This window comes from Paraburkholderia phymatum, from assembly GCF_038900715.1.
GTDB classification, from domain to species: Bacteria; Pseudomonadota; Gammaproteobacteria; order Burkholderiales; family Burkholderiaceae; genus Paraburkholderia; species Paraburkholderia phymatum_A.
The window spans coordinates 173,855-187,306 of record NZ_JAYMRZ010000017.1 but is presented as its reverse complement, the minus strand read 5'-3'; the positions used below and the strand labels follow the sequence as shown (position 1 = coordinate 187,306).

Below are 13,452 nucleotides of genomic sequence, written 5' to 3'. Positions count from 1 at the left end.
AAAGGCCGCCCCGAATGAGGTCGGCCTTATCCGGAGCGGGACTCCCCAAGCACCCTCAATGCGCATCCAGATGCCTGACGATCGTCGGAAACACATCGAGCGCCGCGCGTTTGCCGAACACGCAGTCGATATGCCCGTAGCCGTCGATAACATGCCGTTCGTAGTGTTCGGGCCCGAACCGCTCGACCAGCATGTCGAACGTCATCTGCGTGCTGGTCGGCAGATAGCAAAGATTCTCCGAGCCATGAATGAACGCGATCGGCAGCTTCATTCCTTCGACGTTCGGCATATACACGTCGTCGCCGTTCGCATCGACCAGATGTCCCGCGCGCACCATCGCCGCGAGCTGATTGAACAGTTCGACGTCGTGAATGCCGAATAGCTCCTGCAGATTCGCGTGCAGTTGCTCGTCGAGTTGCGCGTGTTCGTACAGCAGGCCATACAGGAAAGTCGCGCGATGGCACACGGGGCTGTTGCAGGTTTCGTCGTGCTCGATGGGGAAGAACTTCAGCGCTTCGTCGAGCAGGTTGTGCGGCCACTTTTCATGCTGCGTGTAAGCCGTCATATCCTTGATGCCCAGATGCAGAAGAATCTGCGGCGTATGCAGGCCCGCCTTGATCCGCTGCAAGAGTCCCGGCACGGGATGCGCCGACACCTGCGACAGCACGGCCGAACGCACGCCCTTTAGCCCCGACATCAGCGACATCGTGAAGGCCAGCGCGCCGAGGCAATGGCCGAACACCTGGATATCGTCGACGCCCGCCAGTTCGCGCACCTTCGCGACGGCGGCGGGTATGTCGTAGCGCGCGATTTCGTCGGCGGTCGTGCGCACGGTCGCGCTCGGCAGTTCGATGCTCACGCGCAGATCGACGAGCCACACGTCGTAGCGCGCGGCGCACAGAAACTCGACGAGGTTCGTGCCGATCAGGTCCGTCGAGAAGATCCGGCTCGATACGCCCGAGCCGTGAATCAGCAGCACGGGGCCTTTGTCGCCGGCGTGATAGCGCGCGAGTCGCAGCGTCTTGCCGTCCTCGGTGTCGAAGTACGTGATGTGCGGCGCCGGCGCGCGCAGCGCGCGGCGCAGGCGCGGCGCCGCTTCGGGATTGAAGTACTGCAACGGCGCGGCGACGCCGCCGTATTCCGTGTAGAGCACGTCCGCGAAAAAGCGGCCGAATTTCAGCGTCCACGCGAGCCGCGTTTCGATATCGGGTGCATTCGTCACTTCGATCGTGCGCTGTTGCTTGAGGAAGTTTTCCGGCGTGATGATGAGCGTCGCGTGACCGATGACGGGCGCGTCGTCGGCTTCCAATTCGCGCACTTTCGCATACGCGGTATTCGTCTGCGTCCACAGTTCGAGCAGCGACGTGTGCGTGATGATCTTCTCGGCCGTCAGATAGAAGCGCTTGCCGTCGACGGTTTCGAGCGTCATCCGGTATTTCATGTTGCGCCGCTCGACATTCGTTTCGTCGACGACGAACAGATTGAAGACGCCGTCGCTGACAGTCATCGGCTGCGCCGACAGCGCGTTGCACGTGAGCGTGCCGACCATGTGCGCTTCGTGCTGCGGATTCGCGAGCATGTCTTCGAGGTCGTCGGATGCGACCGTCACCGTGAAGCTGATGTGTGTGCCTTCGGCGGGATCGTCGGCTTGTCCCTCAGGCTTCACATCGCCGACGAAGTACGTGCCGATCATCGTCTCGGTGAAGCGCAGGCCGATTTTCGGCGCGGGCGGCGGGGCCGCGTTGCCCGGCGCGTCGTAGTCGATCTGCCACCCGCGCGACGCCGCAAGCTGCGCGCAGTTGCGCTCGGCAAGCGCGGAGATCGTCAGCAGCGGATTCACGCCGAGCGAAAGCGGCATCACCGAGCCGTCCATCACATACAGCCCTTCGTGCACCGCATGGCCTTGCGTATCCGAATACACGAGGCCCGCCTGATCGACGACGCCATAGGTCGCATCGTCGGCCATCGCGCAGCCGCCCAGCGGATGCACGGTGACGATGCGGTTCTGGAACGCCTCGGTGGAAATCGGGTTGCGCACGTAGGCGCCGCCGAGCGCGCTCGTCGCGTCGATCAGCGCCTTTTCCACCGTCTCGTAGATGGGCTGCTTGCCGGCGTTCGGCCAACTGACGCGCGGACGGCCATCTTCCACTGTGATCTGTCCGCTTTCTTCGTCGTGGGCCATCACGAGCCAGGTTTGCGTGTTGCGCATCGCGCCGTGATACGGACCGCGCAGAATGCTTTCGGCGATGCGCGCTTCGTCGGCGAGGGGCGGCTCGCCTTCCGGATCGGGCATCTCGACACCTTCGACAGGCGCCGCGACGCCGAGCACGCCCATCAGCGCGGCGCCGATGGGCGCGGCGATCGACCCTTCCTCGATTACGAAGCCGTCTTTTACGTTCGCCGTGTCGCGATGGTCGATGATGCCCGTGATGCACGGGCCGACGGGCGGAATGTCGCCGGCGGGATGCGTGCCCCAGCCGACGCCGTTGATCACCTTGTCGGTGTTGAACGCGAACGCGAGCACGTCGCCGTTGCCGGTGAAGTGCCGGCCGAGCTGTTTCGACACGCTCAAGCCCGCCTGCTGCGAGCGCAACAGGATCGCCGTCGAGCCGAGCGTGCCCGCCGACAGGATCACGACGTCGGCCGTCACGAACAGTTCGGGCGCGTCGTAGAGTTCGCGCTTCAGGTCGGCGGGCTGATAGCGGACGCACCAGACGCCGCGCGCTTCGTCACGCACGACGGAATGCACGGCCGCGCCCGTGAAGATCTGCGCGCCGTGCGCGACGGCGTCGGGCAGATAGTTCATGTGCGTCGAGTTCTTCGCGCCGTGATTGCAGCCCGAGTTGCAGTCGCCGCAGCCGGTGCAGCGCTGCTGGTCGACGCCCGCCGCATTCTTGCCGTCCTTGAACGTCACCGTGATGGGCGGCCGGTAGAAGCGCTCGCTCATCCCGAGCTTTTTCGCCGACAGCGCGAGCGCGTCGAGCTTCGGCAGATCGGGATAGTCGTGGGGCACGGGCGTCGCGCCGAGCATCGTCGTTGCGCGCTCGTAGCAGACGTCGAGGTTCGCCTGGTCGGCGCGCACCGCGGCGGGCCAGCGCGGATCGTCCCACAGGCGCGCGTCGGGCTTGAGCGCGACGTTGGCGTTGATCAGCGACGTGCCGCCCAGCCCGCAACCGACCACGACATTCACGTCCGGATTCACGTGCATTTCGAGCAGCGCGAGCGGCGAGCCGATCTGCGCGAGGCTGGTGTTGTACTGGATCTGCTCGGCGCCCTGGAATGGCGTCGCGGGAAAGTCGCCGGCCATGAATTCGCGGCCGCGCTCGAGCAGGCACACGCTGCGTTTCGCGCGCGCCATGCGGCTCGCGGCGATCGCGCCGCCATAGCCCGAACCCACGACCACCACCTCGTAATGATCCTTCATCGCCGAAAGGGCGCTGGACAAGCGGTTCATTCGACCACCTCTTTTTGAGTGTGCAGCAGGGCGGGGGAGCCCCGATGAAGACGGCTCGCGCTGGTAGCTTATTTATCCTGGACGGCGTGCATCGAAATGCAAGGGGAAAACGCGCAGTCGGGTGCGCAATTGAAAATCAGGCGTGTTTTTTAAGTGCTTTCGGGTGCGTGATGCGTTCGGCGCGAATAGGCGATGGCGGGCAACGGTTGCGGGAACGGGGCGCGGGAATGCGCCTGGGAACGTGTGCGGGAGCGGCGTACTGGAGGAAACGCGGCTGCAAACCCGGTGCGGCATCAAGGCATCAAGGCGTCAAGGCATCAAGGCATCAAGGCATCAAGGCATCAAGGCTTCCAGCCATCTGCATCGACATCGCCATTTGCATCCCCATCCCCATCGCCGCCGGTCGACCCGCCGTGCGGGCCGGCCGACCGAACGTCGATTGCGAAACGCCCACCCCTCACGCAGCCACTTCGATCATTTCGTCGTCCGGGGCGGTGGCGGCTTCCGTCGCTTCCGTCGCCAGCAGGTTGAACACGACGAGGATCGCGTCGCGGTTTTCAGCGTGGATTTCAATGCCGAGCACGTCGCGCAGCCACTGGCCGATCTTCGTGTTGGAAAACTGGCTGGCGTCGTCCGTCTTCTTCATCGTGACGCCGAGCTTCACAGCGCGATAGTGATAGGAGGGCACACGATGCTGCGCGGCCACCGCGGACAGACCGCCTTTCGCTTCCGAGCACCAGCCGAGGCTGCCCGCCAGCACGATGCGCTCCGGCGAATCGAGCGACGCGATGAACTCGCGCGCCGCTTCGCGCACGCGGCGCTCGCTCAGGCCGTATTGCATCAGCACGCTTTCGACGGGGTCTTCGAGTGCATGCGCGCGCAGATCGATCTCCTGCATCATGCCTTCGTGCTCCATCGACACGTTGCGCTGATGGCTCGCGCTGCGCAGGCAATCGATCAGATAACGGCGGAAGTAAGCGCAGATTGCGTAGCTGTTGGACGGCGCGCTTTCGGGCGCCGCCTTCGATTCGACGTGTCCGGGCGCGAGGCGCAGCACCTTCGTATAGATGAACTGGTGCACCAGCTCTTCCTTGTCTTCGCCGAGCGCGTGCAGTTCGAGCGGATGATAGGTGCGCAGCGCGCGCTTCACGAGGTCGTACATCGACATCATTTCGTTATCGGTCAGCTGCGTGCGGCGGCGCCAAAGGTCGGGAAGTACGGCGTCGTCGAGAGTGCGTGCGAAAACCTGGCTCGGAACTGCGCCCATGAAGGCCTCCATCGGAAGTGGCAAGGTGCGCGGTAGGGGCGGGTGGTCCCGCCGATGGAGCCTCGACAAACAGGCGTAAAACAGGTCGTGTAGCTGAACCTTCAGAGGCTGTTGGCCGCGCTTGATTGTTGAATCGTTGAAACCAGTATGCTTTTTGCACGCGGCTCCGCCTATATGGATTAAGTCATAGCTGAAGGGTAAACCGCCGGCAAGACGGGTAAACTGTCTTAAGACTGCCGTACCGGTGCCGGTGTAAGACGTGCGTCGCCCGGGTTTTATTCCAAATCCAAAGCAAGCGGCGGCGCTTCGACGAAAAGCGGAAACACCATCGAACAGCGGGGGCCGGCGTGGCCGGACTCGACAGCAACCATGCGTGAGGAGAACCGCACGATGCGGGCCGATCCAATCCAGCGTGCGATCGACGAAGATCTCGTGCGCGTGCTGTACGCGCAAGACCCGATTGCCTTCTTCACGCACTGGTTTTCGATCGCGGTGCTGGTGGCGATCTACTGGAATGACATCCCTCATCCGCATCTTTTTGCCGCGTGCTTCATCTTCTACGGCTTTGCCAACTGCGCAAGCCTCGCGCTGTGGATGTGCAACCGCCGCTGGCCCGGCGCCGTCTCGCCGCGCACGTGGATCAACCTGCACGCTGCGCGCGGCGCGCTGCTCTATAGCGCGCCGGGGCTCGCGATCTGGTTCGCGTTCCAGAGCCCGCACACCGATCTCCCGATCCTGCACACGGTGATGCTCGTCACGCTGGCGGCGGGCGTGTTCATGTCGAACGGCTTCGACGTCGCCAACTTCGCGACGGCCATTCCTTTCCTGCTGTTGCCCGCGATCGTGCTGCACTTCGGCACGCACACGTTCGACCGCACGATTCTCGCGATCGTCCTCGCGTTCTTCTTCTGCGCGATCAACGTCTACGCGCTCAGCTACCGCAAGCTGTTCCAGCGCGTCGTGCAGGCGCGCGTCGATCAGCAGGCGCTCGCCGAATCGCTTGCCGCGCAAAAGCTCGTCGCCGAAGAGGCGAGTCTCGCGAAGACGCGCTTCTTCGCGGCCGCGAGCCACGACCTGCGCCAGCCGCTGCACGCAATCGGGCTGCTTGCGGCATCGCTGAACGATCCGGCGGCGACGTCCGTGCAGCATGCGAAGACGGCCAGCAACATCGCCAACAACGTCGAGGCGCTCAACCAGCTGTTCAACCAGGTGCTCGATCTCGCGCGGCTGGAGAGCGGCGTCACGCAGGTGATCAAGCTGCATTTCCGGCTCTCGGAACTGTTCGACCGCGTCGGCAGCCAGTACTGGCCGCAGGCGGCCGCGAAGGGCCTCGCGCTGCGCATTGCGCCGACGGACGCCGTCATCCACGACGACCCCGTGCTGCTCGAGCGCATCCTGAGCAACCTGCTGTCGAACGCGGTGCGCTACACGGAGGGCGGCGCGATCTGGATGGGCTACCGGCGCGCGGGACGGCTCGACGGCGGCTATATCGAAGTGCGCGATTCGGGCATCGGCATTCCGAAGGCCGAGCAGGAGCGCATCTTCGAGGAGTTCTATCAGGTCGCCAATCCGCACCGCGACGCGCGGCAAGGACACGGCCTCGGGCTGCCGACCGTCAAGCGGCTCGTCGAGATGCTCGGCGGGAAGCTGCAGTTGCGCTCGGCGCCGGGGCGCGGCACGGTGTTCCGCTTCGCGGTGCGCGCGGGCGATCCGGCGCGGATCGTCGCCGGTCTCAACGACTCGGGCGCGAGCGGCGCGGCGGCGCTCGGCCGTCACGTGCTGTGCATCGACGACGAGCCGGCGATTCTCGAAGGCATCCAGAACCTGCTCGGGCGCTGGGGCTGCGTGGTGCGCGGCGTGCCCGACGAGCGTCAGGCGCTTCTCGCCATCGACGAAGGCTTCCTGCCCGACGCGGTGCTCTGCGATTACCAGCTCGCGAACCACCGGACAGGCGCGCAGGCGCTCGGCGCCGTGCGTGACGCGCTGCTGCGGCGCGGCCGCGAGCGCGTCGTGACGCTGCTGATTACGGGCGATATGGCGTCGGTGGAACTGGAGGCGCTCGCGCTGCAGGGGATTCCCGTGCTGCACAAGCCCGTGACGCCGGCGCGCCTGCGCCGTACGCTGGAACTGCTGTGGCAGCAGCCGGGCGCCGACGCCGAAGCCGATGCCACTCCGACCGATGCCACCGACGCCACCGACGTCACCAATAGCGCGGAAGGCGCGGCGCCACAGCCGGTGACGTCGCGTAGCTGAGCGCGCGGCGTTTTTTCGACTGGCCGGCTGGCCGTCGTTTGTTTGGCGCTCGTTTCCTCCAGACCGGCTTAATTTCTCCGGGGCCGCGTTCGCGGCGGCCCGTTCTGCTCTTCCCCGCTTCATCCAAACGACGCATTCGCCGTTCGAACGCTGCGTGCCGCTCCCGCACTCGCCAGCTTTTTTGAGAAGTGTCTGATCGACCGGCCCCAAGCCTGGCTGCTGAAATAAGCCGATTCGCGATAACGGCGGCCGTCGAGTCACCGGCGTCGCGAGGCGATCGGCAGGCGTCGCGCCGATCGCTTCATCCGCTGCGCGCAGCGAATTTTCCCGCCAACCCTCCGCCCAGCCGATTTGCGCTGGCGCGGCTATCGAATCAACGAGGTTTCGAAGTGAACGGACATCCTTCCGACCGGCTCGTCGCCGGCGTCCTGCTCGGCGCGTTCGTGACGAGCGCTTTCGTCATCGGCATGCTGTATCTCGGCGTTCCGTCCGGCCGGCACGCGCATATGGCGATGCGGCTCGGCCTGCCCGTCGCGCTGTCGTGCGCGCTGCTTTTTCCCATGCCGCTTTTGCATCGCACGGTTCTGCGCGAGCGGCGCAGCCTGTTCGTGCTCGACGAAGACCTCAACGCGCTGCTGCTTGGCCGCGCGATCGGCGTGATCGGCGGCGTCGCGCTCGGCGTCACGCTCGCGACCGAACTGCTGTAACGCGCAACGCGCCCTCGCGGCTCCAGGCGGGGCCGCTTCCTTCCGAAAGGCGGCATCCGGTCAGCGCTTGATCAGCATCCGATGCCGCCGTCCTCTGCAACGCCCACGCTGAATCCCACCGCCGACGCGGCTTGCGCTAAAGCGTCTTTCCCGCTTCGAGCCAGCCGTTGATCACGGCAATCGCGGTCGCGCGATTGTGCACGCCGAGCGCGCGAAAAATCACGGAGAGATGAACCTTGATCGTCCCCTCGGCGACGCCGAGATCGCGCGCGATCATCTTGTTGGTCCAGCCGCGATGCACGAGACGCATGATCTCCTGCTGACGTGGCGACAGGTTTTCCAGCAGATGCTGCTGATGCGGCTGCAACGCTTCGACGCGGACGAGGGGCGCGGCTTCCGGCGTCGCGGACGCCGTCGCTTGCGCGGTGGCCGTTGCCGCGCTTGCCGTCGACGCCGGCTCCATCGTTGCCGTCGCGGCTTCGCGGTTGCCGAGCAGGCTCAGCGCTTCCATCGGCACGTAGGCGCCGCCGGAAAGCACCAGTTCGATCGCCTTGAGCATCACGCTCGCGGGCTGGCGCTTCGGCACGAAGCCGAGCGCGCCCGCCGCGAGCACGGCGCGCATCTCGTCGGGCGACTCCTCCGCGGACAGCACGACGACGGGCAGCGCGGGGTTGGCCGTCAGCAGGTTTTGCAGCGAGGAGGCGCCCGTCATGCCGGGCATATGCAGATCGACGATCGCGAGGTCGTGGTCGGCGTCGGGCTTGGCGATGGCGGCCAGCGTTTCCCACGTGTCGGCTTCGTCGAATACGGCGTCGGGATCGAGTCCGCGCAACAGACCTTTGACGCCCTGGCGGATCAGTTCATGATCGTCGGCTACGAGAAACTTCATCATGTCTCCGCTTTCGGCCCTGCCGATGTTGTACCTGGTTGTCGGTCGGGACGGGAGCAGAGGGCGCGCTCCCCGAAGTGCGCCATCCGTCCGCAAGGCTGCACCGCGCGCGAGCGCGAAACCGCCCGCCGCGTGCCGCAACCCGCTGCATTCCCTGCGGCCGCGTCAGCGACGGGCCGTCCATGCAGCAACAGCTTTTTTGCTTCCTACGCCGCGATCATATGCCTGATCGTCGGCGTGGTCATGCTCGCCGCGGGTCGCCTGCGCGGGCCTTGCGGCCCATGCGCGTGCGTCCGCCTGTCATTGTTTGCGCGGGCCGTCCGGAATGCGACGGCGCCGGCGCGTATCAGTCTGGTCTCGCTCGCGCTGCCGCTGCGGCCGTGCCGGAGAGTCCGGCCTGGTCGACGCGGTTGGCGCGCGTGGTTTTCCTTTGGTTCGTACGGCACTGCATCGGTGGCCGGACGTGCGTCCGTGTCGCGGCCTGCTACGTAGACGAGCCGGGCGGAAGGATTTTGAAGGCGAAGCGGCGGCTTTGTCGGGTGCGGCCGGCGGCAGCGAGCTATGCGCGGCAGGGCGCCCGGGTGTTCGCTGTCGCCCGAGGCGCGGCTTCGTAAATCGGGCGGATGCGACTGCGCGAAGTGCCGCGCATGCTTCGGCGCCTTTGCGCCAGCCCTTGGCGCTGAAAGCAGGGCTCCGTACATGAGGCGCGCGTGATATGTGACGGCGCATGTGACCGCGCGAAGCGCCCCGGGCATTTCGCGCCAGCCGTTCAGGCGATCGCGAAGAGCGTCGCGTTCATCAGCGCCTTGAACGCGTAGCCGACGATCATCGCGCTGCCCACGCCGCCGCACCACAGCGCGATGAACCAGAACCAGCCCGACAGGCGCGAGCGGGAGCGGGCGGGCTTAGTGGTAGTGGGCGTCGCCATGGCGCACCTTGCCGCGAAAGACCCAGTAACCCAAAGTCGTGTACGCGATGATGATCGGAATGATGACGGCCGCGCCGACGAGCGTGAACACCTGGCTCGAACGCGGAGCGGCTGCTTCCCAGAGCGTGACGCTCGACGGAATCGCATACGGCCACAGGCTCACCAGCAGCCCGGCATAGCCGAGCAGCACGAGGCCGAGCGCCAGCATGAACGGCGTGTTGTGATGCCGGTCGCGCACCGCGCGGCGCATGAAGTACACGCAGATCGCGACGAGCAACGGCACGGGCGCGAGGCGCCAGAAGAGGCCGTCGTCGAACCAGCGCTGCGCGATCGTGGGCTCCTGCAGCGGCGTCCACAGGCTCACGACGGCGATGAAGCCGAGCAGCACGATCGTCAGCGGCCACACGACGCGATGCAGCCGCCGTTGCAGATCGCCTTCCGTCTTCGCGACGAGCCAGCAGCAGCCGAGCAGCGCATAGGTGACGACGAGGCCGAGGCCCGTCAGCAGCGAGAACGGCGTGAGCCAGCCGAACGCGTTGCCGGCGAAGCTGCCGTCGACGACGGGAATGCCTTGCAGGAACGCGCCCAGCGCGATGCCCTGGAAGAACGCCGCACCCGTCGAGCCGCCGATGAACGCCAGATCCCACAGATGCTTCGTGCGATTCGCCTTCGCGCGAATCTCGAACGACACGCCGCGAAAGATCAGGCACACGAGCATGCCGACGAGAGGCAGGTAGAGCGCGGACAGCACCGTCGAATAGACGACGGGGAACACCGCGAAGAGGCCCGCGCCGCCTAGCACGAGCCACGTCTCGTTGCCGTCCCACACGGGCGCGACGGTGTTCATCATCAGGTCGCGCTCCTTTTCGTCGGGGAAGAACGGAAACACGATGCCGATGCCCAGATCGAAGCCGTCCAGCACGACGTACATGAAGAGGCCCAGTGCGATGATCGCGGCCCAGACTACGGTCACATCCATTTTTTCTCTCGCGGGTATCGAAGGGTGGTCAGGCGTCGATCATCTGGTCGACGGGCTTTGCATGGGAGTAAGTGCTCTGCATGGGGCCGGAGTAAGTGCTAAAGCTCCGACTCCGGCCGACAGCCGAAGCGCCGACTCCCGTCGACTCGGAGAGCGGGCGGCGCGCGGTGCCGCCTGGGACGGAAGGCACTTCAGGCAAGCCGTCCGGCGTATGGCCCGGCAGCGCGGGACCCGTGCGCATCAGCTTGAGCATGTAGTAGATGCCCGTGCCGAACACGAGGAAGTAGATGACGACGAACGCCATCAGCGAAATGCCGACCTGTTGTGCGGAGAGCGGCGACACGGCTTCGACCGTGCGCTTCACGCCATACACGACCCACGGCTGGCGGCCCACTTCCGTCGTGATCCAGCCTGCGAGCAGCGACATGAAGCCCGTCGGGCCCATCGCGATCGCGATGCGGTGGAACCACTTCGCGTCATACAGCTTGCCGCGCCGGCGCAGCACCCATGCGGCCGCCGCGAAGCCGATCATCGCGATGCCGAGACCCGCCATCACGCGAAAGCTCCAGAACACGATTGTCGAGTCGGGGCGATCTTCTTTCGGGAAGCTCTTCAGTCCGCGGATTTCGCCGTCCCAGCTATGCGTGAGGATCAGGCTGCCGAGATGCGGAATCGACACGGCGTATTTCGTCGTCTCGGCTTGCATGTCGGGGATGCCGAACAGGTTCAGCGCGGTGCCGCCTTTCTCGGTGTCCCACAGGCCTTCGATCGCCGCGATCTTCGCGGGCTGGTATTCGCGCGTGTTGAGTCCGTGCGCGTCGCCGACGAACGCCTGGATGGGCGCGAGAACGAGCAGCATCCACAGCGCCATCGAGAACATCTTCTTCACCGCGTTGTCGCGCCGGCCCTTCAGCAGATGCCACGCGCCGACGGCCGCGACGACGAGCGCCGTCACGATGAATGCGGCCATCGCCATGTGCGCGAGACGGTACGGGAACGACGGATTGAAGATGATCTTGAACCAGTCGACGGGTACGACGCGCTTGTCGACGATATCGAAGCCTTGCGGCGTCTGCATCCAGCTATTGGACGCGAGAATCCAGAACGTCGAGATCAGGGTGCCGATCGCGACCATCAGCGTCGCGCCGAAGTGCGCACGCGGGCTCACGCGCTGCCAGCCGAACAGCATGATGCCGAGGAAGCCCGCTTCGAGGAAGAACGCGGTCATCACTTCGTACATCAGCAGCGGGCCCGTCACGGGACCGGCGAAGGACGAGAAGCCCGACCAGTTGGTGCCGAACTCGTAGCTCATCACGACACCCGACACGACGCCCATGCCGAAGGCCACCGCGAAGATCTTCGACCAGAACAGACAAAGATCCTTGTAGTAGGCCTTGCCTGTTTGCAGCCAGCGCCATTCGAGAACGGCGATGAAGCTCGCGAGACCGATGCTGAGCGCAGGAAAGACGATGTGAAACGAGACCGTGAACGCGAACTGAATGCGCGCGAGGTCGAAGGCGGAGATTGCGGTGTTCATGTGTCCGAATCCGAAAAAAAAGCGCGGTGCGCGTCGGCGGATGCCGGGCGCACTGCGTCGTGCAGATGAGGCAAGCGTAGGGGATTGCGGACGGCTTTGCTGCGCTGCGGGCTGCGTCGATATGGCGCGGAACGGTGCGTCCGCGCGGGCGCTTTGGCGAGATAAATCCTTGATCGCGATCAGGTTTTTGTTATGTCGATCAGCGTGCGTGTTGCGCGCGCTCAAGGGGAAAGTGCGTCAATCAACCGCGTCGCAGCATCGTGTGCGTGACGGTTGCGCGACGGTTCATGGCGTCGTCGAAAAGAGAAAGGCCGCAAGTGCGGAAGTGCACTTGCGGCCCGTTGTCGCAGAAGAGAGTTTCGTGCGAGGCGTTCAGTCGTTTTTCGTCAGGAAGGATCGGACCACAGACGGCCGCCCGTCGCCCAGTTTTCGCGTTTGACATCCGTGATGATGATGTCGACGGAACCCGGTTCGACGTTCAGCGATTCGCACGTCGCCTTCGTAATCGCTTCGACGAACTGGCGCTTCTGCTCGACGGTGCGGCCTTCGAAAAGCTCGATATGAAATGTAGGCATGTCTCGTGTTCCTTGAAGTGGGTTGAAACGAAGCGTGTCGAAGTCAGTTCCTGAACGACGGATCGAGTCGATCGAGCTTGCGCAGCAGCGCGGGCCATTCGATTGCGCCTTCGATCGCGCCGCCGTCGTAAAGCTGTTCGGCCGTGCGCTCGGCGACGGCTTCCGATGGCAGCACGAGCGGCCCGCCGCCCGCCTGCGCCTGCAACTGGATCTCGCACGCCTTGATCAGCGTCGCCATCAGCACATAGGCCTCCGCGACGGTGCGGCCCGCCGTCAGCGTGCCATGGTTGCGCAACAGCATCGCGGGCTTGTCGCCGAGATCGGCGACGAGCCGCTCGCCTTCGGCGGGCGTGAACGCGAGGCCCTCGTAGTCGTGATACGCGAGATGGCCATGAAAGCGCAGCGCGTGCTGCGAGCCGGGCAACAGGCCGTCCTTTTGCAGCGACACGGCAACGCCCGCCGTGTTGTGCAGATGCATGACGCAGAACGCGTCGGCCCGCGCCGCGTGCACGGCGGCGTGCAACGCAAAGCCCGTCGCGTTAACCGGATGCTCGCTCTCGCCGACGATATTGCCGTCGATATCGATCTTCACCAGGTTCGACGCGCAGACTTCATCGAACGACAGGCCGAACGGATTGATGAGGAAATGGCCGGGCTCGTCGGGCACGCTCGCGGAGATGTGCGTATAGACGAGATCGTCCCAGCCGTTGAGCGCCGCGAGCCGATAGGCGGCAGCGAGATCGACGCGCGTGCGCCGTTCGGCTTCCGACATCGGCGACGACTGCGCGATGCGGCCCGCGGGCGTGTGTGCAAATGACATGATGTCTCCCGTCCTCATACAACAGGGTTGCTGGTGACTCGCC

10 protein-coding genes are annotated in these 13,452 nt (G+C 65.2%); 2 read left to right on the top strand and 8 right to left on the bottom strand.

The window, feature by feature from the left end:
• Positions 1–55: 55 nt before the first annotated feature.
• Both VSR68_RS28060 and VSR68_RS28055 read right to left on the bottom strand, forming a co-directional pair.
• Entirely contained in the window at positions 56–3,454 is a 3,399-nt protein-coding gene (locus tag VSR68_RS28060) for an alpha/beta fold hydrolase (protein ID WP_342942968.1), read from the bottom strand.
• A 457-nt stretch (positions 3,455–3,911) separates the two neighbouring features.
• Positions 3,912–4,721, bottom strand: a complete 810-nt coding sequence (locus VSR68_RS28055) for a hypothetical protein (RefSeq protein ID WP_342942967.1) — start codon at positions 4,719–4,721, stop codon at positions 3,912–3,914.
• Between the two features lie 390 nt (positions 4,722–5,111).
• On the opposite strand from VSR68_RS28055, the gene VSR68_RS28050 reads away from it, so the two are divergent.
• Both VSR68_RS28050 and VSR68_RS28045 read left to right on the top strand, forming a co-directional pair.
• A complete protein-coding gene (locus VSR68_RS28050; RefSeq protein ID WP_342942966.1) occupies positions 5,112–6,974 on the top strand; it encodes a hybrid sensor histidine kinase/response regulator in 1,863 nt (620 codons plus the stop codon).
• A 389-nt stretch (positions 6,975–7,363) separates the two neighbouring features.
• Entirely contained in the window at positions 7,364–7,681 is a 318-nt protein-coding gene (locus VSR68_RS28045; RefSeq protein ID WP_342942965.1) for a hypothetical protein, read from the top strand.
• A gap of 136 nt (positions 7,682–7,817) precedes the next feature.
• On the opposite strand, the gene VSR68_RS28040 is transcribed toward VSR68_RS28045, so the two are convergent.
• The 6 genes from VSR68_RS28040 to VSR68_RS28015 all read right to left on the bottom strand — a co-directional run bounded on the left by VSR68_RS28040 (position 7,818) and on the right by VSR68_RS28015 (position 13,409).
• Positions 7,818–8,570, bottom strand: a complete 753-nt coding sequence (locus VSR68_RS28040; protein WP_342943010.1) for a response regulator transcription factor — start codon at positions 8,568–8,570, stop codon at positions 7,818–7,820.
• A 769-nt stretch (positions 8,571–9,339) separates the two neighbouring features.
• The gene (locus VSR68_RS28035; protein WP_342942964.1) at positions 9,340–9,498 is read right to left on the bottom strand and encodes a hypothetical protein; all 159 of its coding nucleotides are present in this window, start codon (positions 9,496–9,498) and stop codon (positions 9,340–9,342) included.
• The gene (gene cydB / locus VSR68_RS28030) at positions 9,476–10,477 is read right to left on the bottom strand and encodes a cytochrome d ubiquinol oxidase subunit II (RefSeq protein ID WP_342942963.1); all 1,002 of its coding nucleotides are present in this window, start codon (positions 10,475–10,477) and stop codon (positions 9,476–9,478) included. Before cydB ends, VSR68_RS28035 begins: the two co-directional genes overlap by 23 nt.
• A gap of 28 nt (positions 10,478–10,505) precedes the next feature.
• Positions 10,506–12,014, bottom strand: a complete 1,509-nt coding sequence (locus VSR68_RS28025) for a cytochrome ubiquinol oxidase subunit I (RefSeq protein WP_342942962.1) — start codon at positions 12,012–12,014, stop codon at positions 10,506–10,508.
• Between the two features lie 386 nt (positions 12,015–12,400).
• On the bottom strand, positions 12,401–12,652 hold the full coding sequence (locus VSR68_RS28020) for a 4-oxalocrotonate tautomerase (protein ID WP_342943009.1): 252 nt from the start codon (positions 12,650–12,652) through the stop codon (positions 12,401–12,403).
• A complete protein-coding gene (locus VSR68_RS28015; RefSeq protein ID WP_342942961.1) occupies positions 12,633–13,409 on the bottom strand; it encodes a class II aldolase/adducin family protein in 777 nt (258 codons plus the stop codon). The genes VSR68_RS28020 and VSR68_RS28015 overlap by 20 nt, the downstream gene beginning before the upstream one ends.
• Between the last annotated feature and the right edge of the window lie 43 nt (positions 13,410–13,452).

Coding starts and splice junctions, on each gene's coding strand:
- VSR68_RS28025 (WP_342942962.1), bottom strand. CDS start 12,014: ATGAACACCGCAATCTCCGCCTTCGACCTCGCGCGCATTCAGTTCGCG.
- VSR68_RS28035 (WP_342942964.1), bottom strand. CDS start 9,498: ATGGCGACGCCCACTACCACTAAGCCCGCCCGCTCCCGCTCGCGCCTG.
- VSR68_RS28055 (WP_342942967.1), bottom strand. CDS start 4,721: ATGGGCGCAGTTCCGAGCCAGGTTTTCGCACGCACTCTCGACGACGCC.
- cydB (WP_342942963.1), bottom strand. CDS start 10,477: ATGGATGTGACCGTAGTCTGGGCCGCGATCATCGCACTGGGCCTCTTC.
- VSR68_RS28050 (WP_342942966.1), top strand. CDS start 5,112: ATGCGGGCCGATCCAATCCAGCGTGCGATCGACGAAGATCTCGTGCGC.
- VSR68_RS28015 (WP_342942961.1), bottom strand. CDS start 13,409: ATGTCATTTGCACACACGCCCGCGGGCCGCATCGCGCAGTCGTCGCCG.
- VSR68_RS28040 (WP_342943010.1), bottom strand. CDS start 8,570: ATGAAGTTTCTCGTAGCCGACGATCATGAACTGATCCGCCAGGGCGTC.
- VSR68_RS28060 (WP_342942968.1), bottom strand. CDS start 3,454: ATGAACCGCTTGTCCAGCGCCCTTTCGGCGATGAAGGATCATTACGAG.